This is a genomic window from Pseudomonas sp. TE9122, assembly GCF_056278925.1.
The window spans coordinates 4,910,264-4,930,605 of record NZ_JBWBQI010000001.1 but is presented as its reverse complement, the minus strand read 5'-3'; the positions used below and the strand labels follow the sequence as shown (position 1 = coordinate 4,930,605).

Sequence of the window (20,342 nt, the reverse complement as noted above, 5' to 3'; positions counted from 1 at the left end):
TCGTCAAATTCCCCTCTCCCTTGGGGAGAGGGTCAGGGTGAGGGGCTCTTCAATCGAGGGGTTATTTGCTGGTCAGTTGCAGATTTTCAGCAGCCGGTTTGCCATCGAAAGTCGTCACACCTTCAAGCCAGCGCTGTTTGTCTTCGGGGTGATCCTTGAGCCACTGCTTCGCCGACTCGAAGGCATCCTTGTGATCGAGCAGCGGCTGCATCATCCGGCTCTCGGATTCGGCGGTGAAAGTCAGGTTGGCCAGCAGGCGGCCGATGTTCGGGCATTGTTCGGCGTACTTCGGTGATGTGACCGTCCACACCGTGGCCATGCCTTCGTTCGGGCCGAGGGCGTCTTCGCTGCCGGTCAGATAGGTCATCTGAATGTTGACGTTCATCGGGTGCGGCGCCCAACCGAAGAACACTACGGCTTCCTTGCGCCGTACGGCGCGGTCGACGGCGGCGAGCATGCCGGCCTCGCTTGATTCGACGAGCTGGAACTTACCGAGGCCAAACTGGTTCTTGGCGATCATCGCTTTGATCTGCGTGTTGGCGCCCGAGCCTGGCTCGATGCCGTAGATCTTGCCGCCCAATTCCTTCTCGAATTTGGCGATGTCGGCGAAGGTTTTCAGCCCCTTGTCGGCCAGGTACGTCGGCACGGCGAGAGTGGCGCGGGCATCTTTCAGGCTCGGTGCTTCGAGCACTTTCACCTGATTGGCCTCGACGAATGGCGTGATGGTCTGGGTCATCAGCGGGTTCCAGTAGCCGAGGAACAGGTCCAGGCGCTGATCGCGAATCCCGGCGAAGATGATCTGCTGGGAGGCGCTGGTCTGTTTGGTGCTGTAGCCGAGGCCATCGAGCAGGACCTGGGTCATGGCACTGGTGGCGATCACGTCAGTCCAGTTGACCACGCCCATGCGTACGTTCTTGCAGGAGGCCGGTTCGGCCGCCATCACGCCGGTGCTGAAGAAAGCGGTACCGCTGAGTGCAAGAACGCAGCTGCTGATCAGTCGTTTCATGTCGGGTTCCTCGGCAGTTCGATTATTGTGGTTCCCGGCATCTGCGCGCCGGTGAGGCCAAGTTACGCAGCTATAGGCCCGTGAAAGCGCACTGCGGCGACTGGCATTTGCACTGTAGCGACCTGCGCGCTTGAACGCCGCCGATAATCGGCGTATCAACGAGCCACGCGACCCGCCAACCGAGTGCGCCTATGTCCCAGGATTTCTACTTTTTGCTGATGCCGGGGTTCTCCGCCATCGGCTTTATTTCCGCGATCGAACCGTTGCGCGTGGCCAACCGTTTTCGCGGCGAGTTGTACCGCTGGCATGTGCTCAGCGCCGATGGCGGCGCGGTATTGGCGAGCAACGGCATGTCGGTCAACGCCGATGCAGCGCTGGAGCCGCTGAAGAAAGGCGCGACCTTGCTGGTGGTGGCCGGCTTCGAACCGCTGAAGTTCATCACGCCGACGCTGGAACACTGGTTGCGCAGGCTGGACAACGACGGCGTAACCCTCGGTGCGATCGACACCGGCAGCTTCGTCCTTGCCGAAGCAGGCCTGCTCGACGGCCATCGCCTGACCCTGCACTGGGAGGCGATCGATGCCTTCAAGGAATCTTATCCACAGCTCAGCGTCACCCAGGAGCTGTTCGAGATCGACCGGCGGCGGATCACCTCGGCGGGAGGTACGGCCTCGATTGATCTGATGCTCGACCTGATCGCCCAGGCCCACGGCCCGCAACTGGCGATTCAGGTCAGCGAGCAGTTTGTGCTCGGGCGCATACGCCCGCGCAAGGATCACCAGCGCATGGAAGTCGCCACGCGTTACGGCATCAGCAACAAGAAACTGGTGCAGGTGATCGGCGAGATGGAACAGCACAGCGAACCACCGCTGACCACGCTGCAACTGGCGGAGTCGATCAAGGTGACCCGGCGGCAACTGGAGCGCTTGTTCCGGCTGCATCTGAACGATACGCCGAGCAATTTCTATCTGCGGTTAAGGCTGGAAAAGGCCCGGCAGTTGCTGCGCCAGACCGACATGAGCGTGCTCGAAGTCAGCATTGCCTGCGGGTTTGAATCACCGTCGTACTTCACCCGCAGCTATCGCGCACGTTTCGCCCGCTGCCCCCGGGAAGACCGGCGTACCGCGCAGGCGTGAATGGTTTCAGCACCACCCTAGAACCCCTGTGGGAGCGGGCTTGCCCGCGATGAGGCCAGCACATCCAACATTGTTATTGCCGGACACACCGCCATCGCGGGCAAGCCCGCTCCCACAGGTTCCAAGGTGATTTCGGGAATCGGCTTATTTCTTCACCAACGCCGAACACGCCGCCTTGTAAGCCTCATGCTGATATTTGTTCAACGTCCCGGGCAGCTCGAAATTGTGCTTCTTGGCCTGGGCATTGATCGTCTGCGGCGACAGCAGCGTCACCTCACAACCATCAAGCAACTGAAACACGCCCTCGATCTTGAACGTCGTCGGCCCACCGGCAAACTCGCCCTTTTTGCTGCGCTTCTTGATCGCGATCCGGTCCACCGAGTTTTCCCGCACAAACGACGCCACCTGCGCCGCGAACCGCCGCACGTTCGCCGCCTCGTCATCGTCATCCAGAGCAATCTTCTTCGTGGCGAGAGGGACGTGGCTCAACGTCGAACCGTCGAGCGCCGCCACGGCGATGATCGCTTCGCTGCCTTTGATTTCAATGCCGCAGATGTTCATGGGAATCCTTAGACTGGCTTAAGAGGTTCAGCTTACAGCTCAAACACTCACTCCTGCCCAATCGACTCCAAAAACTCCGACCGTTCATCACTCATCCGCGCCACGCAATCATTCTGCGCAATGGTGAACGCCTTGCTCCCCGCCGTTGCCGGGAACGCTTCCACCGCGCAATCCGCATCCCGCGTCTTCAACCACTGCTGCTGGGCGGTTTTCAGTTTGGCGGTGATGTCGGCCAGTTGCGTCGGGTTCTTGCCGTAGGCGGTCTGCATGCGTTCGTTGAGGCTGGCGTAGTTGTCTTTGAGCAGGTCTTCGGCGGTGCTGCGGCTGTAGGCGGAGCATTCCAGGGTCTGGATGTCGTTTTCCACCGCGTCGCACGGGTTGTTCTCGGATTCTTCGGCGGCGTGGGCGCCGGTCGCAATCAGTGCCAGGGCGAGGATTATTGATTTCATTGGGGTCGCTCTAATCCGTTGGTAGGTGCAGGCTGCGGCAGATTCTGGCGCAAGCGCGCGGGCTTGAACAGCCAGCCGATGAGGACGGCTGACGACCCTTTGTCGCGGATTGACGCTTTCGGCAATTCCCCTGTCGTTTTTGCACCCGGTCGCCCCGGCACCGAGGCATATGCTGGCCCCAAAGCGCCGGCAGACGATTCGGCGCATGAATTGCCAATAAGGGGACGCCTGATGAGCCCAGCCGAATTACACGCCGACAGCATCGTTATCGACGGTCTGATCATTGCCAAATGGAACCGCGAGCTGTTCGAAGACATGCGCAAGGGCGGTCTGACGGCAGCCAACTGCACTGTGTCGGTGTGGGAAGGCTTTCAGGCGACCGTGAACAACATCGCTGCCAGCCAGAAACTGATCCGCGAAAACAGCGACCTGGTGATGCCGGTGCGCACCACCGCCGACATCCGTCGCGCCAAGGAGCAGGGCAAGACCGGCATCCTCTTCGGCTTCCAGAATGCCCACGCGTTCGAAGACCAGATCGGCTATGTCGAGGTGTTCAAGCAGCTCGGCGTCGGTATCGTGCAGATGTGCTACAACACCCAGAATCTGGTCGGCACCGGTTGCTACGAGCGTGACGGCGGTCTGTCAGGTTTCGGTCGCGAAATCGTTGCCGAGATGAACCGCGTCGGCGTCATGTGCGACCTGTCCCACGTCGGTTCCAAGACCTCCGAAGAAGTCATTCTCGAATCGAAAAAACCGGTCTGCTACTCGCACTGCCTGCCGTCGGGTCTCAAAGAACATCCGCGCAACAAGTCCGACGCAGAGTTGAAGTTCATTGCCGACCACGGCGGTTTCGTCGGTGTGACCATGTTCGCGCCGTTCCTCGCCAAGGGCATTGATTCGACCATCGACGATTACGCCGAAGCCATCGAATACACCATGAACATCGTCGGCGAAGACGCCATCGGTATCGGCACCGATTTCACTCAGGGTCACGGCCAGGACTTCTTCGAATACCTGACCCACGACAAGGGCTACGCCCGCCGCCTGACCAGCTTCGGCAAGATCATCAACCCGCTGGGCATCCGCACCGTCGGCGAATTCCCCAACCTCACCGAAACCCTGCTCAAGCGCGGCCATTCCGAGCGTGTGGTGCGCAAGATCATGGGTGAGAACTGGGTAAGCGTTCTTAAGAACGTCTGGGGCGAATAACGCTTTCTCAAGACCGCCGCCGATCTGCCCCCTCTCCTGCGGGAGAGGGCTGGGGTGAGGGCCGCGGCCAACACTGAACCATCATTTTTCTGGAGTTAAGTTTCCATGGCCAAGATCGCCCCGCAATTGCCAATCGAAGTCGACAGCGAGACCGGTGTCTGGACCTCAGACGCCCTGCCAATGCTCTATGTGCCGCGTCACTTTTTCGTCAACAACCACATGGGCATCGAGGAAGTGCTCGGCGCTGAAGCCTACGCCGAGATCCTCTACAAGGCCGGCTACAAATCCGCCTGGCACTGGTGTGAAAAGGAAGCCGAATGCCACGGCCTGGAAGGCGTCGCGGTGTTCGAGCACTACATGAAACGCCTGTCGCAGCGCGGCTGGGGCCTGTTCAAGATCCAGGACATCGACCTCGACAAAGGCACCGCCAGCGTCAAGCTCGAGCACTCGGCGTTTGTCTATGTCTACGGCAAGGTCGGGCGCAAGGTCGACTACATGTTCACCGGCTGGTTCGCCGGCGCCATGGATCAGATCCTCGAAGCCCGTGGCAGCAAGATTCGTACTGTGGCCGAACAAGTCTACGGGGGCTCCGAAGAGGGCCACGATGACGGCTTGTTTATCGTCAAGCCGTTGTAAGCCGAGGACCGTGCCATGGCTTTCGAAGCAATGTTCCAGCCGATCCAGATCGGCAAACTGACCATCCGCAACCGCGTGCTCAGCACCGCGCACGCCGAGGTCTATGCGACTGACGGTGGCATGACCACCGACCGCTACGTCAAATACTACGAAGAGAAAGCCAAGGGCGGCATCGGCCTGGCCATCTGTGGCGGTTCGTCCGTGGTGGCGATCGACAGCCCGCAGGAATGGTGGAGTTCGGTCAATCTGTCCACCGACCGGATCATTCCGCACTTCCAGAATCTGGCCGACGCCATGCACAAGCATGGCGCCAAGATCATGATCCAGATTACCCACATGGGCCGGCGCTCGCGCTGGGACGGCTTCAACTGGCCGACCTTGATGTCGCCCTCGGGCATCCGTGAACCGGTGCACCGCGCCACTTGCAAAACCATCGAGCCGGAAGAGATCTGGCGGGTGATCGGCAACTACGCTCAGGCGGCGCGCCGCGCCAAGGCCGGTGGCCTTGATGGTGTCGAACTGTCGGCCGTGCACCAGCACATGATCGACCAGTTCTGGAGCCCGCGCGTCAACAAGCGTACCGACGAATGGGGCGGCACCTTCGAAGGGCGGATGAAGTTCGGCCTGGAAGTCCTCAAAGCCGTGCGCGCCGAGGTCGGTGACGATTTCTGCGTGGGCATGCGCCTGTGCGGTGACGAGTTCCACCCGGACGGCTTGTCCCACGAGGACATGAAGCAGATCGCCAAGTATTACGACGACACCGGCATGCTCGACTTCATCGGCGTGGTCGGCTCGGGTTGCGACACCCACAACACCCTGGCCAACGTGATTCCGAACATGAGTTATCCACCGGAGCCGTTCCTGCATCTGGCTGCCGGGATCAAGGAGGTGGTCAAGGTGCCGGTGCTGCACGCGCAGAACATCAAGGACCCGAACCAGGCCACGCGCATCCTTGAAGGCGGTTACGTCGACATGGTCGGCATGACCCGCGCGCACATCGCCGACCCGCACCTGATCGCCAAGATCAAGATGGGCCAGATCGACCAGATCAAGCAGTGCGTCGGCGCCAACTATTGCATCGACCGCCAGTATCAGGGCCTGGACGTGCTGTGCATCCAGAACGCCGCGACCTCCCGTGAATACATGGGCGTGCCGCACATCATCGAGAAATCCACCGGGCCGAAACGCAAAGTGGTGATCGTTGGTGCCGGCCCGGCCGGGATGGAAGCAGCACGCGTGGCTGCCGAGCGGGGCCACGACGTCACACTGTTCGAGAAAAAAGACTTCATCGGCGGGCAGATCACCACCGCATCGAAAGCACCGCAGCGTGACCAGATCGCCGGCATCACTCGCTGGTTCCAGCTGGAACTGGCGCGGCTGAAAGTCGATCTGCGCCTGGGCACGGCGGCGGATGCCGACACCATCATGGACCTGCGTCCGGACGTGGTGGTGCTGGCGGTCGGCGGTCATCCGTACCTTGAGCAGAACGAACACTGGGGCGCGGCCGAAGGGCTGGTGGTCAGCAGCTGGGACGTGCTCGACGGCAAGGTTGCGCCGGGCAAGAACGTGCTGGTCTACGACACCATCTGCGAGTTCACCGGCATGTCGGTCGCCGACTTCCTCGCCGACAAGGGCAGCCAGGTCGAGATCGTTACCGACGACATCAAACCGGGCGTGGCCATCGGCGGCACGTCGTTCCCGACCTACTACCGCAGCATGTACCCGAAAGAAGTGATCATGACCGGCGACATGATGCTGGAGAAGGTCTACCGCGAGGGCGACAAGCTGATCGCGGTGCTGGAGAACGAATACACCGGCGCGAAAGAGGAGCGGGTCGTCGATCAGGTGGTCGTCGAAAACGGCGTACGCCCGGACGAGGAGATCTACTACGCGCTCAAGGACGGCTCGCGCAACAAGGGCCAGATCGACGTCGAAGCGCTGTTCGCGATCCAGCCGCAACCTTCGCTGAGCACCACGGGTGACGGCTACTTGCTGTTCCGCATTGGCGATTGCGTGGCGCAGCGCAACACACACGCCGCGATCTACGACGCACTGCGGTTGTGCAAGGATTTCTGACGGCTTGCACCAAACCCTGTGGGAGCGAGCCTGCTCGCGAATGCAATCTGTCAGTTGACGATGATGTCGACTGACTCACCGCTTTCGCGAGCAGGCTCGCTCCCACAGTAAAGCGGATCGTGTTTCTCCAGGTTGCACTGGTGGGAGCTTCACCTATGTTGAACACCCTTCTTCCAATCCTGTTGTTCGCAGCCCTGGGCCTTGCTGTCCTCGGCGCGTTGCGGCGGATGAACATGTGGCGCCGGGGGCGGGCGGCGAAGGTCGATCTGCTCGGCGGTCTGCTGGCCATGCCCAAGCGCTACATGGTCGACCTGCACCACGTCGTCGCGCGGGACAAATACATTGCCAACACCCACGTCGCCACGGCCGGCGGTGCGGTGGCGTCGATTGTGCTGGCCATTCTTGTGCACGGTTTCGGCCTGCATAACCGCATCCTTGGCTACGCCTTGCTGCTGATGTCGGCGGTGATGTTCGTCGGCGCGATCTTCATGTACCTGCGCCGGGTCAATCCGCCTGCGCGTCTGTCGAAAGGCCCGTGGATGCGCCTGCCGAAAAGCCTGCTGGCCTTCTCCGCGTCGTTTTTCCTGGTGACCCTGCCGGTGGCGGGGATCCTGCCGGAAAACTTCGGCGGCTGGGTGCTCGCAGCCATCCTCGGTGTTGGCGTGCTGTGGGGCGTGTCGGAACTGTTCTTCGGCATGACCTGGGGCGGGCCGATGAAACATGCCTTTGCCGGTGCGCTGCACCTGGCCTGGCACCGTCGCCCGGAACGCTTTGGCGGCGGGCGCTCGACCGGTCTGAAACCGCTGGACCTGAACAATCCCGATGCGCCGCTGGGCGTGGAAAAACCCAAGGATTTCACTTGGAACCAGTTGCTCGGTTTCGACGCCTGCGTGCAGTGCGGCAAGTGCGAAGCGGCTTGCCCGGCCTTCGCCGCCGGACAGCCGCTGAACCCGAAAAAACTGATTCAGGACATGGTCGTCGGCCTCGCCGGCGGCACTGATGCGAAGTTCGCCGGCAGCCCGTATCCGGGCAAACCGATCGGCGAGCATGGCGGCAATCCGCACCAACCGATCGTCAACGGTCTGGTCGATGCCGAAACCCTGTGGTCGTGCACCACCTGCCGCGCCTGCGTCGAGGAATGCCCGATGATGATCGAGCACGTCGATGCGATCGTCGACATGCGCCGGCATCTGACCCTGGAAAAAGGCGCGACGCCGAACAAGGGTGCCGAAGTTCTCGAGAACCTTATTGCAACCGACAACCCCGGCGGTTTCGCCCCGGGCGGGCGGATGAACTGGGCAGCGGACCTGAACCTCACTCTGCTCAGCGAAAAGAAATCCACCGACGTGCTCTTCTGGGTCGGCGACGGCGCCTTCGACATGCGCAACCAGCGCACCCTGCGTGCCTTCGTCAAAGTGCTGAAGGCAGCGAAAGTCGACTTCGCCGTACTCGGTCTTGAGGAACGCGACAGCGGAGATGTGGCCCGCCGTCTCGGCGACGAAGCAACGTTCCAGCAGCTCGCCAAACGCAATATCCAGACATTGGCCAAATACAGCTTCAACCGCATCGTCACCTGCGATCCGCACAGTTTCCATGTGCTGAAAAACGAGTACGGCGCCTTCGACGGCAACTATCTGGTGCAGCACCACAGCACCTACATGGCCGAGATCATTCAGGCCGGCGCGCTCAACCTCGGGCAGCACAAAGGCAATAGCGTGACCTATCACGATCCATGCTACCTGGGCCGCTACAATGGCGAGTACGAAGCGCCGCGCGAAGTGCTGCGTGCCCTCGGCATCGAAGTCAAAGAGATGCAACGTTCCGGCTTCCGCTCACGCTGCTGCGGCGGCGGTGGCGGCGCGCCGATCACCGACATTCCGGGCAAGCAGCGCATCCCCGACATGCGCATGGAAGACATCCGCGAAACCGGCGCCGAACTGGTGGCGGTGGGTTGTCCACAGTGCACGGCGATGCTCGAAGGCGTGGTCGAACCGCGTCCGCTGATCAAGGACATCGCCGAACTGGTGGCCGACGCGCTGCTCGAGGACGCCGCGCCAAGCAAGCCTGCCACCCCGGCCAAACGTGAACCTGCGGAGGTGCACTGATGAGCGACATTATCCGCCGCGACCCGCGCGCCGAATGGATTGCGCGCAACCGCCTGCATCCGCTGCACGCGGCGATGCAACCGGCGCAGCACAGCTGGATGGGTCCCAATGGCGTCATCCGCAAGAATCTGCACGGCATGGGTTTTATCGGCCCTAACGGCATCAAACGCATTGACCGCAGCGGCGCGCAGCAGGGTGGGGCGGTCAAACGCTCGGCTGCTGTTGAAGTGCAGTTGCCGCTGCATCAGGTACCGGCCCCGGCGTTCTACATCAGTGTGGTGCCGGATATGGTCGGTGGTCGCCTGAGCAGCCACGACCGCGATCTGCTCGGCCTTGCTCACCAACTGGCCGGCACCGATGGTGCGGTGCTCGCCGTGGTGTTCGGCGAGCATAAGGAAAGCGCTTTCGAAACCGCTGGCGTCGATCGCTTGCTGGTGCTTGAAGGCGAGGAATTCAGCGGTTATGCACCGGAGCAACGGGTGCAGGGTTTGCGCGCTGTGGATAACCAATTCAACCCGCGTCACTGGTTGCTGCCGGACAGCCGCAGCGGTGGCGGCGAACTCGCCCGACGCTTTGCTGCAGCGCTGGGCGAGCGCCCGGCCACGCGGGTCTGGCAGGTCAAGGATCAGGAGTGCATCGGCCGCGCCGGGGCCGGATTGCAAGACCTGGCGCGTCCGGTGGCGCGGTTGATTCTCGCCGCTGCCGAATGCGCAGAACCGGTCAGCGAAACTCGTCACGAAGCGTTGCCAGTGGAGTTATCCACAAGCGTCGCGCGCAGCTTGTCGCGAATCGAAGATCTCGGCGCAGTGGCGGTAGATCCGGCGGCGATTCCGATGGCCGAAGCGGAGTTCATTTTCTCCGGCGGCAACGGCGTCAAGGACTGGCAGTTGTTCCACGAAACGGCCGCAGCCCTCGGCGCCACCGAAGGCGCTTCGCGGGTGGCGGTGGACGACGGCTTCATGGCCCGGGATCGTCAGGTAGGCGCGTCCGGCACCTGGGTCACTGCGCGGGTTTATGTGGCTGTGGGCATCTCGGGAGCGATTCAGCACCTGCAAGGCATTGGCGCCTGCGACAAGGTGGTGGCGATCAACCTCGATCCGGGTTGCGACATGATCAAGCGTGCCGACCTCTCGGTGATCGGCGAAAGCGCAGAGATTCTGCAAGCGTTGATCGAAGCGGTCGCGGCTTACCGCAACGAAGCCAAGCGCGATGCGGCGTAAGGAAACCCTATGAACACGAACGTTATCAGTCTGGTTTCAATCGGCGCTCACCCGACCTCAGGTCGGCCACGGCGCGCCGATCAGGATGCGCGCGCGGTGGAACTGGGCCTGCAATTGGCTGGGGATAACCTGCAAGTGCTGCACGCCGGTGATGTTGCCGAACCGGCCCTGCGTGCCTATCTGGGCATGGGCCTGGAACAACTGCATGTGCTGGAACAACCCGTTGGCGCCGATGCCTTGCCGGCGCTGACCGCGTACCTGCGCGATGCCGGGGCGCAAGTGGTGCTGACCGGCAGTCAGGCGGAAACCGGGGAAGGTTCGGGAATGTTGCCGTTCCTCCTGGCGGAAGGTCTGGGCTGGCCGCTGGTGGTGGGCCTGGCGCAGGTCGAATCGATCAATGACGGTTCGGCGCTGGTCCTGCAAGCGTTGCCGCGCGGGCAGCGACGCCGCTTGAAGGTGAAACTGCCGTTTCTGGCGACTGTGGATAACGCCGCCCCGAAGCCTCGGCAGAGTGCGTATGGCCCGGCACGACGGGGCGAATTGGCCGCCGATGACGTTGAAGTTGTTGAGGACCAATTGTTGGCCGTCGCCACGCTGCAACCGGCCAAGCCACGACCCAAGCGCTTGAAGGTGATCAAGGCCAAGAGCGGCGCCGACCGGATGAAAGCAGCGACAGCTAAGGCCAGTGGTGGCGGTGGGCAGGTGCTCAAAGGCGTCACCGCGCAGGCCGGGGCGGAGGCGATTCTGAAGTTGCTTATTGAAGAGGGCGTTGTCCGCTAGTCACCCTCTTCCAGGCAATACCCCCTGTGGGAGCGAGCCTGCTCGCGAAAGCTATGGGTCAGTCGATACATGTATCAGCTGATAGTCCGCTTTCGCGAGCAGGCTCGCTCCCACATTGGTATTCATTCACAGTCAATCTTTACTGTTTACCCACAATCCCTGTTGGCGAAGCTGTGGATAACGTGTTCGCCCTTGCTCGCACCCCACGCCATTCAAGCCTTTCAGCCATAAGATCAAAAAACGATCAGCGTAACTCACGGATTTCTCGGGCTTTTCGGTCGGTATAAATCGAGAAGTTGCCCCCAATCTCTGTTGGCGCTTCTGTGGATAAGATGTTCGCTATCAGCTGTAGCCCATATGGAGCAGGGCTTACATGGGTTTGATCAATTATTGATCAAATGTGATCCCCGGGCGCCGAGAGCTGTTAACGCGAAGGGGTTTTCCCCAGTCACAGGCGTTTTTCCACAGGAGATTGAAAGTTGTCCCCGATCCCTGTTGGCGCTTCTGTGGATAACATGTTCGCTACCCGCTACAGGCCTCTGAATACGTGCTATGTACGAGTGTGATCAAAAAACGATCAATTGTTTTGAGAAACCGCGATTCAGCATAAGTCACGATTTTTCTTTGCAAATCAGCAGGATATTTTTTGAGTCATCCACAGTTACCCCCATTTGCTGTGGGCGGGTATGTGGATAACTTGTTTGCGGAAGGCTGGAGGGCTTGGTGGGTATGGGGGCGGGGGTGGTTGATCGGAAATTGATCAGCTGGGAGATGTAGCGTGGGTCAGGGCGTCTTCGCGAGCAGGCTCGCTCCCACAGGGGAATGCATTCCACCTGTAGGAGCTGCCGCAGGCTGCGATCTTTTGCTCTTGATCAGCCCTGAACCGGTACGCCTTTGAGGTAAGGCGCTGGCTCAGCCCCGAGGTTGTTCAACATCCTCTCGCTGTACCAGTCGACGAAGTTGACCACGCCGAATTCATAGGTTTTGGAGTAAGGCCCCGGCTGGTAAGCGGTGGAGTTGATCCCGCGCTGGTTTTCCTCAGCCAGACGGCGGTCCTGATCGTTGGTCGCATCCCACACCTGGCGCATGCGCTCGACGTCGTAATCGACACCTTCCACTGCGTCCTTGTGCACCAGCCACTTGGTGGTGACCATGGTTTCCTGGGCGCTGATCGGCCACACGGTGAAGACGATGATGTGATCGCCCATGCAGTGGTTCCACGAGTGCGGCAGGTGCAGGATGCGCATCGAGCCCAGGTCCGGGTTCTTGATGCGGCCCATCAGTTTGGCGCAGCCCTGTTTGCCGTCGAGGGTCATCGACACGGTGCCCTTGAGCAGCGGCATACGCACGATACGGTTGCGCAAGCCGAAACTGGCGTGAGCGTAAGGGATCTTTTCCGCTTCCCAGGCAGCGGCGGAAGCGGCGACGTGATCCTTGAACGCCTGATCGGCGCGCGGGTCGGTGACGTCGTCCCATTCCAGCAGGGTTTTCAACAGTTCCGGGTGCGATGCGTTGCAGTGGTAGCACTCGCGGTTGTTTTCCAGCACCAGTTTCCAGTTGGCTTTCTCCATCAAGGTGGTGGTAATCGCCACCTTGGTGTTCTCCATGTCATACGGTTCCATGTAATGGTTGAGCGTCGACAGGAAGTCATCGATGGCCGGCGGGTTCTCCGCCAGGCTGATGAAGATGTAACCGCCAGCGGTTTTCACGTTCACCGGTTTCAGGCCGTACTGCTTCATGTCGAAGTCGGCGCCCATCTCGGTACCGGCGAACAACAGGCGACCGTCCAGTTCGTAAGTCCACTGGTGGTAATGGCAGACCAGTTTGGCGACTTTGCCTTTTTCACTGGTGCACAGGCGCGAGCCACGGTGGCGGCAGACGTTGTGGAACGCGTGCACCACGCCCTCGGCGCCGCGAATGACGATGATCGGGTTCTTGCCGACCTGCAGGGTCAGGTAGTTACCCTTGGCCGGGATCTCGCAGGTCATGCCGGCGATCAACCATTCCTTCTGGAAGATCTCCTGCATATCGATATCGAACAGGCGCTCGTCGCTGTAGAACGGCTGTGGCAGCGAAAAAGTGCGCTCGCGCTCCTGAAGCATTTGCGCGGTGGCCTTGCGTGCGGGTTCCAGCGGATCGCCCAGGCTGATTTTTGCGGTGACGTCCATCGATGTAATCCTCATGGCCCTCTGCGTGGCCGGCGAAAGTGGCTGATCAGGTGTGCTGCAAAACGGTTGCTACGCAAGGTGTAAAGAAGTCGTCTTTTGTTGGGGCGAGTGTGGGGCCGGCGCTGGGGGGAACCTTATCCATGCGCGACATGGCGCAATCTGTTCCCGACGCGCAAGGCCCGGTGTTCAAGGGCTGGTCGCGATAAGTATGTCAATGTCGCGGATAGGTAAACGCACGGTCTGCGCTATACGCAGAATCGCCGACAAGAGGCCGACAGTCGGCCGTGGAGAACAGCATGTCCAACAGCTTCCTGAATCCGGTCACCACCCAGACCTGGGCCAATGGCCGACACATTGTCCGTTGCGTCAAAGTCATCCAGGAAACCTGGGATGTGCGCACCTTCTGCTTTATGGCCGACCAGCCGATCCTGTTCTTCTTCAAGCCGGGGCAGTTTGTCACCCTGGAGCTGGAAATCGAAGGCCAGCCGATCATGCGCTCGTACACCATTTCAAGCTCGCCGTCGGTGCCGTACAGCTTTTCGGTGACGATCAAACGCGTGCCGGGCGGCAAGGTCTCGAACTGGTTGCATGACACTTTGCATGAAGGTCAGGAGCTGGCGGTGCACGGCCCGGTCGGGCTGTTCAACGCGATCGACTTCCCGAGCCCGAAGGTCCTGTATCTGAGCGGCGGCGTCGGCATCACCCCGTGCATGTCGATGGCGCGCTGGTTCTACGACACCAATGCCAACGTCGACATGACCTTCGTGCACAGCGCGCGCTCGCCGAAAGACATCATTTACCACCGCGAACTCGAGCACATGGCTTCGCGGATCGATAACTTCAGCCTGCACCTGATCTGCGAAAAGCACGGCCTCGGTGAGCCATGGGCCGGGTATCGCGGTTATCTGAATCACAAGATGCTCGAACTGATGGTCCCGGACTTCCTTGAGCGCGAAGTGTTCTGCTGCGGCCCGACGCCGTACATGACCGCGGTCAAACGCTTGCTGGAAGCGGCCGGCTACGACATGTCGCGTTACCACGAAGAATCCTTCGGCGCCACGCCACCCGAGGCCCGCGCCGACGCGGTGGAACAGGCCGAACAAGCCGCCGATGCGCCGGAAATCGACGCCGCGGATTTGCACCAGGTCGAATTCACCGCCTCCGGCAAAAGCATCCGCGTCGGCCCGGGCGAAACCGTCCACGCAGCCGCCGCCAAACTCGGCCTGATGATCCCGAAAGCCTGCGGCATGGGCATTTGCGGGACATGCAAGGTGATGAAACTGGGCGGCGAAGTGGAGATGGAACACAACGGCGGGATTACCGAGGATGACGAGGCGGAAGGGTTTATCCTGTCGTGCTGCAGCGTGCCGAAGGGGGATGTGCGGATTGAGTTTTAAATAGGCATGAACTTGGGTCGATCTCCTAAATGAGGAGATCGACCGGGAAAGTGCTATTTCAAATCAGCCCGAACAAAGCGAGCAGGCCGAAGCCCACAAAGGCAAAGCCAAATATCTGCTGGTATTTATTCAGTTTGAGCAGGTCGCGTTTGAGTTTTGGCGGGAAATTCTTAACATCTCTTGCGCTGACTTTGCCTTGGGAAATGTACCGTGCGGGTCTTTTGAGGATGCCGAAAATCTCACCCAACATATAAATACGTCCCCCCAGGCCCGCTTGCCATAACATGAGCAAAGACGATGTGATTGAACTGCGTTTCAGGCTATTTAGGATCGTTTCCAGTTTTCTCTTGGCGGTATAAAGTAAAATTCCATTTACCACTAAAAGACCTGTGAAACTCACCAGCGTCATGATCACAATTGGATCTTTTACGATATTGTTAATTTGATCTACGGATGAGCTTATTCCCAGGCACATCATAATTGCAAAAAAAATGAAAACCAGTTTGTATAAAATAATCAGGTTCTTTTTCAGTTTTTTGGGGAAGTTTTCGAAGTCTTTCGCGCAAAGTTTTCCTGTGTGAATGTAAAATTCAGGGTTTCGCATGATGTCGAACACTTCTCCCATCATGTAGATTTTGCCCCAAGGACCTCCGTGCCAAAGCATTATCAGTCTGCTCGAAATAGAACTGTTTGTTAGATGGTTCAATATGGTTTCGGTCTTTGTTTTCGCGACATACAACATCACTCCTATCAAAGTAAATATGCCGACGAAGTCTATGATACCAATCAACAAGAATATTTTCTCTGAAGTACCAAGAGTCATTTAACAGCCTCGTATACTTTCTGTGCGATCCATTCGCCGCCTTTCTCGCCCAAAGTCCCGCCGGCGTAATTTCCGAGTCCTGCGTGCCAGATCTACCGGACGGGATGTCCAAAAAACGATGCGCTGAAATAAAGCAGTGGAGTTGAGATGAAGCTGAAAATTAAGATCCGATCAAATGGCTTTGAATTGAAATGTTTGCCTTGGTCTCCAATGATGATTGAAAAAGTCGTCATCAAAACCGCAAGCATAAACATTGCTGACAAGGGGGCTGCTATTTCCAATCCGTTGAATTCGTACCACTGGGTTTTTCTCTGAATTCTGTAAGGTAACTGAATGCTCTGTTTGTAAATTGCGCGAGCAGCAACGATAAACAAGCATAGGGTCGCCAGGTCGCATATTAGAAGTCCACGCCTTCTCGGTGTAAGGGCAAACCATTTTTTTGGCTGCGGCAGGCGTTTTTCAAACCTGCTGCCACAAACATGACATTTGAAAAGCGTCTTTTTATTTTTGGCACTGCATGTTTTGCATATTTTTGTTCGTGGTTTCATAAAGAAAGACGCTATTTGGTTCTGCTTGGAGTGTTCGCTGGTTTTATATTGGGAAATGTTTGGTCAGGCGACTTATCGAGAATCTTGGTAAATTATCTCAGCAGCATCTTCGCCCAATGTTTCACCTATTATTACCGCTGCAAGAGATCCGACGCCCACCGCTACTGCACCGCAGACCAAGGTGCCAACTCCTCCTGTCGGAACGCCTATTCCCAGACAAATTTTCGCTGCTAGTGGCGCAGTCAAGAGGCGACTGCTGATTGCTCCTCCAACCATGCCACCCATAAAGCTTCCGGTTTCCGTGAATTTCACCTTTTCACACGCCTCGGTATTCCCATGCAGGCACACATCCTGCATCTTCAAGGCCGAGGCGCCACCGCCTACTGCTGTGCCGATCCAGCCGCCATATTTGACGTACTGTGACGCTTGGCTGATAGCCCGAATATGTGTGGCATAACCTGGGTTCTGGCCGATGCCGCCAGCCTTTCTCCAGCGGTGCACAAGGTGAGGATGATCGATGCCGAGAGCGGTCTTGAGGCTCGGGTGATCCGGGAGACCAATGCTTTGCCGCGTGAACCGGTTGAGATGGACGTCCAGTTTTTCCAGCAACTGCGCACGTTGTTTTTTGAACGGCTTCGAGTTCAGGCTGCCTTTTGCGTCCAGCGTATGAACATGCAGCTTCTCAAGATCCGCGAGGACATTTTTTATGCCATCCAGATGATTGGCCGCCATGGCCGTGACGACCCCGATCACTTTTGATTCATAGGCGAGTGCGGTCTGGATCACGCCATAGTGCTGCGCCATGAAATCCGCTTCTTCCACGGTCAGCGGTTCCAGCGTCGCACTGACGAAACGCGCGGTCTGCATCAGCAATGCTTCCTCGTATGTGCATTGCTGATTGTCAGGGTCGCTCAGCACGATCATCGAACCGGCTTTAATCATGTCCGGGGTCGGATTCAAACTTCTGAATCTGGCGATGACATTCGGGTTGGCGGAGGGGAGCAGTTGTGCCTCAAGCTTCTCGGCGACAATGCTTTTCGGCACGATGTAAAAACCCGGCTCCGATGGGGCCGGACGATCTTGCGGCCAGTGCTCGCTGGGGAAGAACTTCAAGTCGTTGACGGGGTGAGGGCTGCGCGCGGTGCTGCTGTTATTAACGCGCGCCACTCTGAGGTTCTGCTGATGAATCGCGCGCAGCAACCTGTCTGGATCGGAGCGCGAGGCAGGCTGCCTGAGCATCGATAACGGGCGTTTTTTTACCGCTTCATGAATGGCACCTTTGGTGCCGCGTACCAGAACTCTGGATTGGTTCAGAAGATGACGCTGTTCCTGTGCGAGGGCGTCAAGGCCCATGTCCGCTGAAAGGCGGCCGCTGGCGACATCATCGACAATGCCCTTGGCGAAGCGCGCGACCTCCTGATTGAACTGCACGCGCGCACTGCCGAATGCCAGATGATGTGAGCCGACTGTCTGTGCCTGTCCGAGCAGCTTGCCGGCAACGTGTCGAACGTCGCTGAGACCATGGCGCTGATCGCTCAACCTTCTTCGCCCCACGAGGCATGGCCGCTGGTCCCGGCGAGGTGATGCACCCAGCTGATGCCACGATAACGAATGGCGACCTGCTCTTGAGGCTCAGCGTCGTTGTGCAGAATGACGTGGGGCATATCCAGGTTCAGTTCGGTGAGCACCGCACCGTCGATCGAGACAGAAAAGTATTTTTCCTGCTGACCCTGAGGGGAGGTTCGGTAGAAGTTGATCTTGCAGTCGATCTCTTCACGGTTGGCCAGTGCCTGGGCCAGCAGCGGTGAAGATTTGTCGACGACTTTGGTGACAATGACCGGCGCGTGGGTGGCTCGGTGAGAGTTGTCGAGGTTGGCGAGGTTGTGGCTGTACGACAGCACCATGATTTGATCGGTGTGTGCCGCCTGATATCTGTTGCCGACCGAATCAGGCGTTGAGCAGCCTGCCGAAATCAGCCCTTGGGTCTTGCCCGTGATCGTCATGTAGCCGGGAATTGCCATCGCGTGCGCTCCTTGAATCGGGAGCGGGCAGTCTATGGCGGGATTTTCTTGCTTTCTGTAGGCCTTGGTGTAGTCCGATTCTGAAAATGCAGGTCTGCGACGCGCAGCCTCTGGGTTGCATTCCCGTGCTGAGCATGGGAATGCAACTTGGGAGGGGAATCAGGCCGACATGACCTCGCGAATATCGCGCGCCAGTTCGCGCACGCGTTCTTCTTCGGTGTCCCAGGAGCACATGAAACGTGCGCCGCCCTTGCCGATGAAGGTGTAGAAGCGCCAGTTCTTTGCAGTCAACGCAGCGATGGCCGGCTCGGACAGTTGCAGGAACACGCCGTTGGCCTGCACCGGGAACATCAGTTCGACCCCGGGAATGTCGCTGACCAGTTCTGCCAGCAGTTGCGCGCAGTGGTTGGCGTGGCGGGCGTATTTGAGCCAGGCGTCGTTTTCCAGAATGCCGACCCACGGTGCCGACAAAAAGCGCATCTTCGACGCCAGTTGCCCGGCCTGCTTGCAGCGGTAGTCGAAGTCTTCGGCCAGTTTGTGGTTGAAGAACAGGATCGCTTCACCCACCGCCATGCCGTTCTTGGTGCCGCCGAAACACAGCACGTCGACGCCGGCTTTCCAGGTCAGGTCGGCGGGCGAGCAGCCGAGGAATGCGCAGGCGTTGGAGAACCGCGCGCCGTCCATGTGCAGGTGCAGGCCCAGCTCCTTGCAGGTTGCGCTGATGGCGCGGACTTCTTCCGGGGTGTACACACTGCCGACTTCGGTGGCTTGAGTCAGGGTCACCACGCGCGGTTTCGGGTAATGGATGTCCTGACGCTTGAGCGCGACTTCGCGGATCGATTGCGGGGTGATCTTGCCGTTTTCAGTGCCGGCGATCAGCAGCTTCGAGCCGTTGGAGAAGAATTCCGGAGCGCCGCATTCGTCGGTTTCGACGTGGGCGGTTTCCGAGCAGATCACGCTGTGGTAACTCTGGCACAGCGACGACAGGGCCAGCGAGTTGGCGGCGGTGCCGTTGAAGGCGAAGAACACTTCGCAGTCGGTTTCGAACAGTTTGCGGAAATGATCGGCCGCGCGGGCGGTCCATTCATCGTCGCCGTAAGCGCGCTGGTGGCCGTGGTTGGCCTGTTCCATGGCGGCCCAGGCTTCCGGGCAGATCCCGGAATAGTTGTCGCTGGCGAATTGTTGGCTCTTGTCGGTCATGGCCGGCTTCCGTAATCGAGACTCTTGTGAAGGCTCGTGGTCAATGAGGATGCGCACTTTACCGAAGATCTTCCGGGGAGCACATGCAATGTCGGGTGGGGAAAATTACCAGTTTATGGGCCGATTATGCACCTGAGCCAACGCGACGGCGCCCTGGATCTGCTCAAATGGCTGGCGTTGCTGAGCATGTTGCTCGATCACCTGCGATATGTCGGCTTCTCCGCCGATTGGTTGTATGTGCCCGGGCGATTGGCGTTTCCATGGTTTTGCCTGGCGATGGCGGCGAATCTGGCCCGGGACGATTCGCGCAAGATGGAATGGCGCTATCTGGGCTGGCTGGTGCTGTTCAGCGCCATCAGCGAAATCCCTTATCGCTTTTATATCCCCGACCCTGACACGTTCAACGTAATGCCGACGCTGGCGCTGGGCTTGCTGGTGGCGCGTGGCTGGCAGGATTCAGCATCGGTGGCGCGATTGCTCGCACTGGCCGCGCTGGTGGTTGCGGCGGTTTTTTCAGAACGACTGATGTTCGGTTTCTTCGGCGTATTGTTGCCGTTGGCGCTGCTGCTGGTGTTCCGCCGATCCTGGTATTTCAGCCTGTTGCCGGGGCTGGTGTGTCTGGCGGCGAACCAATGGCAGGTGCTGCTCGAGTCGGCGCGGTTCGGCAACAGCGTGGCGATTCTCGGCCTGGCGACATGTCTGTTTGCGCCGATGCTGGGAATGTTCTTGTTGCGACATGGGCGACATCTGCAGCCACCACCGATGCGGCGCTGGGCATATGCGCTGTATCCCGCGCATTTCTTCCTGCTGCTTGCCATCCGCCAAATCATCGCCTGACCCCTGTGGGAGCGAGCCTGCTCGCGAAAGCGGTCTGCCAGCCAACTTCTATGTCGGATGTGCCGGCCTCTTCGCGAGCAGGCTCGCTCCCACAGGGGATCTGCGGCGTTTCGAAGAGGTCATTTCCAGCCATGTCGTAAACGCACCTTTGCGTGGCGCGCGCAGGCATT

At 59.3% G+C, this 20,342-nt stretch carries 18 protein-coding genes; 10 read left to right on the top strand and 8 right to left on the bottom strand.

Going from position 1 to position 20,342, the window contains the following annotated elements:
- Positions 1–61: 61 nt before the first annotated feature.
- Positions 62–1,006: a choline ABC transporter substrate-binding protein gene (locus tag ACZ9BE_RS22275; RefSeq protein ID WP_024014601.1), complete on the bottom strand. Its 945-nt coding sequence runs from the start codon at positions 1,004–1,006 to the stop codon at positions 62–64.
- A 191-nt stretch (positions 1,007–1,197) separates the two neighbouring features.
- Here ACZ9BE_RS22275 and ACZ9BE_RS22270 point away from each other — a divergent pair, with 191 nt between their 5' ends.
- Positions 1,198–2,142 carry a GlxA family transcriptional regulator gene (locus tag ACZ9BE_RS22270; protein ID WP_041476759.1) on the top strand — a complete coding sequence of 315 codons (945 nt, stop codon included), beginning with the start codon at positions 1,198–1,200 and terminating at the stop codon, positions 2,140–2,142.
- A gap of 144 nt (positions 2,143–2,286) precedes the next feature.
- On the opposite strand, the gene ACZ9BE_RS22265 is transcribed toward ACZ9BE_RS22270, so the two are convergent.
- Positions 2,287–2,703, bottom strand: coding sequence for a DUF3010 family protein (locus ACZ9BE_RS22265; RefSeq protein WP_016772815.1), 417 nt, complete (start codon positions 2,701–2,703; stop codon positions 2,287–2,289).
- Between the two features lie 47 nt (positions 2,704–2,750).
- A complete protein-coding gene (locus ACZ9BE_RS22260; protein WP_039757631.1) occupies positions 2,751–3,152 on the bottom strand; it encodes a lysozyme inhibitor LprI family protein in 402 nt (133 codons plus the stop codon).
- Between the two features lie 231 nt (positions 3,153–3,383).
- On the opposite strand from ACZ9BE_RS22260, the gene ACZ9BE_RS22255 reads away from it, so the two are divergent.
- The 6 genes from ACZ9BE_RS22255 to etfB all read left to right on the top strand — a co-directional run bounded on the left by ACZ9BE_RS22255 (position 3,384) and on the right by etfB (position 11,178).
- Positions 3,384–4,361, top strand: a complete 978-nt coding sequence (locus ACZ9BE_RS22255; RefSeq protein ID WP_024014597.1) for a dipeptidase — start codon at positions 3,384–3,386, stop codon at positions 4,359–4,361.
- 105 nt (positions 4,362–4,466) lie between these two features.
- Positions 4,467–4,997, top strand: a complete 531-nt coding sequence (locus tag ACZ9BE_RS22250) for a 4-vinyl reductase (RefSeq protein WP_039757633.1) — start codon at positions 4,467–4,469, stop codon at positions 4,995–4,997.
- Positions 4,998–5,012: 15 nt separating this feature from the next.
- A complete protein-coding gene (gene dgcA, locus ACZ9BE_RS22245) occupies positions 5,013–7,073 on the top strand; it encodes a dimethylglycine demethylation protein DgcA (RefSeq protein ID WP_476249946.1) in 2,061 nt (686 codons plus the stop codon).
- A 155-nt stretch (positions 7,074–7,228) separates the two neighbouring features.
- Positions 7,229–9,178 carry a dimethylglycine demethylation protein DgcB gene (gene dgcB / locus ACZ9BE_RS22240; protein ID WP_252886911.1) on the top strand — a complete coding sequence of 650 codons (1,950 nt, stop codon included), beginning with the start codon at positions 7,229–7,231 and terminating at the stop codon, positions 9,176–9,178.
- Positions 9,178–10,398, top strand: coding sequence for an electron transfer flavoprotein subunit alpha (etfA, locus tag ACZ9BE_RS22235; RefSeq protein WP_476249945.1), 1,221 nt, complete (start codon positions 9,178–9,180; stop codon positions 10,396–10,398). Before dgcB ends, etfA begins: the two co-directional genes overlap by 1 nt.
- Before the next feature lie 9 nt (positions 10,399–10,407).
- A complete protein-coding gene (gene etfB, locus ACZ9BE_RS22230) occupies positions 10,408–11,178 on the top strand; it encodes an electron transfer flavoprotein subunit beta (RefSeq protein ID WP_095181374.1) in 771 nt (256 codons plus the stop codon).
- 872 nt (positions 11,179–12,050) lie between these two features.
- Here etfB and gbcA read toward each other — a convergent pair.
- Positions 12,051–13,346 (bottom strand): glycine-betaine demethylase subunit GbcA, encoded by a 1,296-nt coding sequence (gene gbcA, locus ACZ9BE_RS22225; RefSeq protein ID WP_016772823.1) that lies wholly within the window; start codon positions 13,344–13,346, stop codon positions 12,051–12,053.
- 296 nt (positions 13,347–13,642) lie between these two features.
- On the opposite strand from gbcA, the gene gbcB reads away from it, so the two are divergent.
- Positions 13,643–14,743, top strand: a complete 1,101-nt coding sequence (gene gbcB / locus ACZ9BE_RS22220) for a glycine-betaine demethylase subunit GbcB (protein WP_016772824.1) — start codon at positions 13,643–13,645, stop codon at positions 14,741–14,743.
- Between the two features lie 58 nt (positions 14,744–14,801).
- Here the strand turns inward: gbcB and ACZ9BE_RS22215 are convergent, their stop codons facing one another.
- Positions 14,802–15,566 carry a hypothetical protein gene (locus tag ACZ9BE_RS22215; RefSeq protein ID WP_460161391.1) on the bottom strand — a complete coding sequence of 255 codons (765 nt, stop codon included), beginning with the start codon at positions 15,564–15,566 and terminating at the stop codon, positions 14,802–14,804.
- A 147-nt stretch (positions 15,567–15,713) separates the two neighbouring features.
- Between ACZ9BE_RS22215 and ACZ9BE_RS22210 the strand changes: the two genes are divergently transcribed.
- Positions 15,714–15,881, top strand: a complete 168-nt coding sequence (locus ACZ9BE_RS22210) for a hypothetical protein (RefSeq protein WP_163018906.1) — start codon at positions 15,714–15,716, stop codon at positions 15,879–15,881.
- 305 nt (positions 15,882–16,186) lie between these two features.
- Here the strand turns inward: ACZ9BE_RS22210 and ACZ9BE_RS22205 are convergent, their stop codons facing one another.
- The 3 genes from ACZ9BE_RS22205 to ACZ9BE_RS22195 form a co-directional block, all read right to left on the bottom strand.
- Entirely contained in the window at positions 16,187–17,653 is a 1,467-nt protein-coding gene (locus tag ACZ9BE_RS22205; protein ID WP_476249944.1) for a hypothetical protein, read from the bottom strand.
- Positions 17,650–18,135: an Hcp family type VI secretion system effector gene (locus ACZ9BE_RS22200; protein ID WP_256808021.1), complete on the bottom strand. Its 486-nt coding sequence runs from the start codon at positions 18,133–18,135 to the stop codon at positions 17,650–17,652. Before ACZ9BE_RS22200 ends, ACZ9BE_RS22205 begins: the two co-directional genes overlap by 4 nt.
- A 159-nt stretch (positions 18,136–18,294) precedes the next feature.
- Positions 18,295–19,335: a threonine aldolase family protein gene (locus tag ACZ9BE_RS22195; protein ID WP_016772826.1), complete on the bottom strand. Its 1,041-nt coding sequence runs from the start codon at positions 19,333–19,335 to the stop codon at positions 18,295–18,297.
- Positions 19,336–19,461: 126 nt separating this feature from the next.
- Between ACZ9BE_RS22195 and ACZ9BE_RS22190 the strand changes: the two genes are divergently transcribed.
- Positions 19,462–20,172, top strand: coding sequence for a TraX family protein (locus ACZ9BE_RS22190; RefSeq protein ID WP_476249943.1), 711 nt, complete (start codon positions 19,462–19,464; stop codon positions 20,170–20,172).
- The last annotated feature ends 170 nt before the right edge of the window (positions 20,173–20,342 follow it).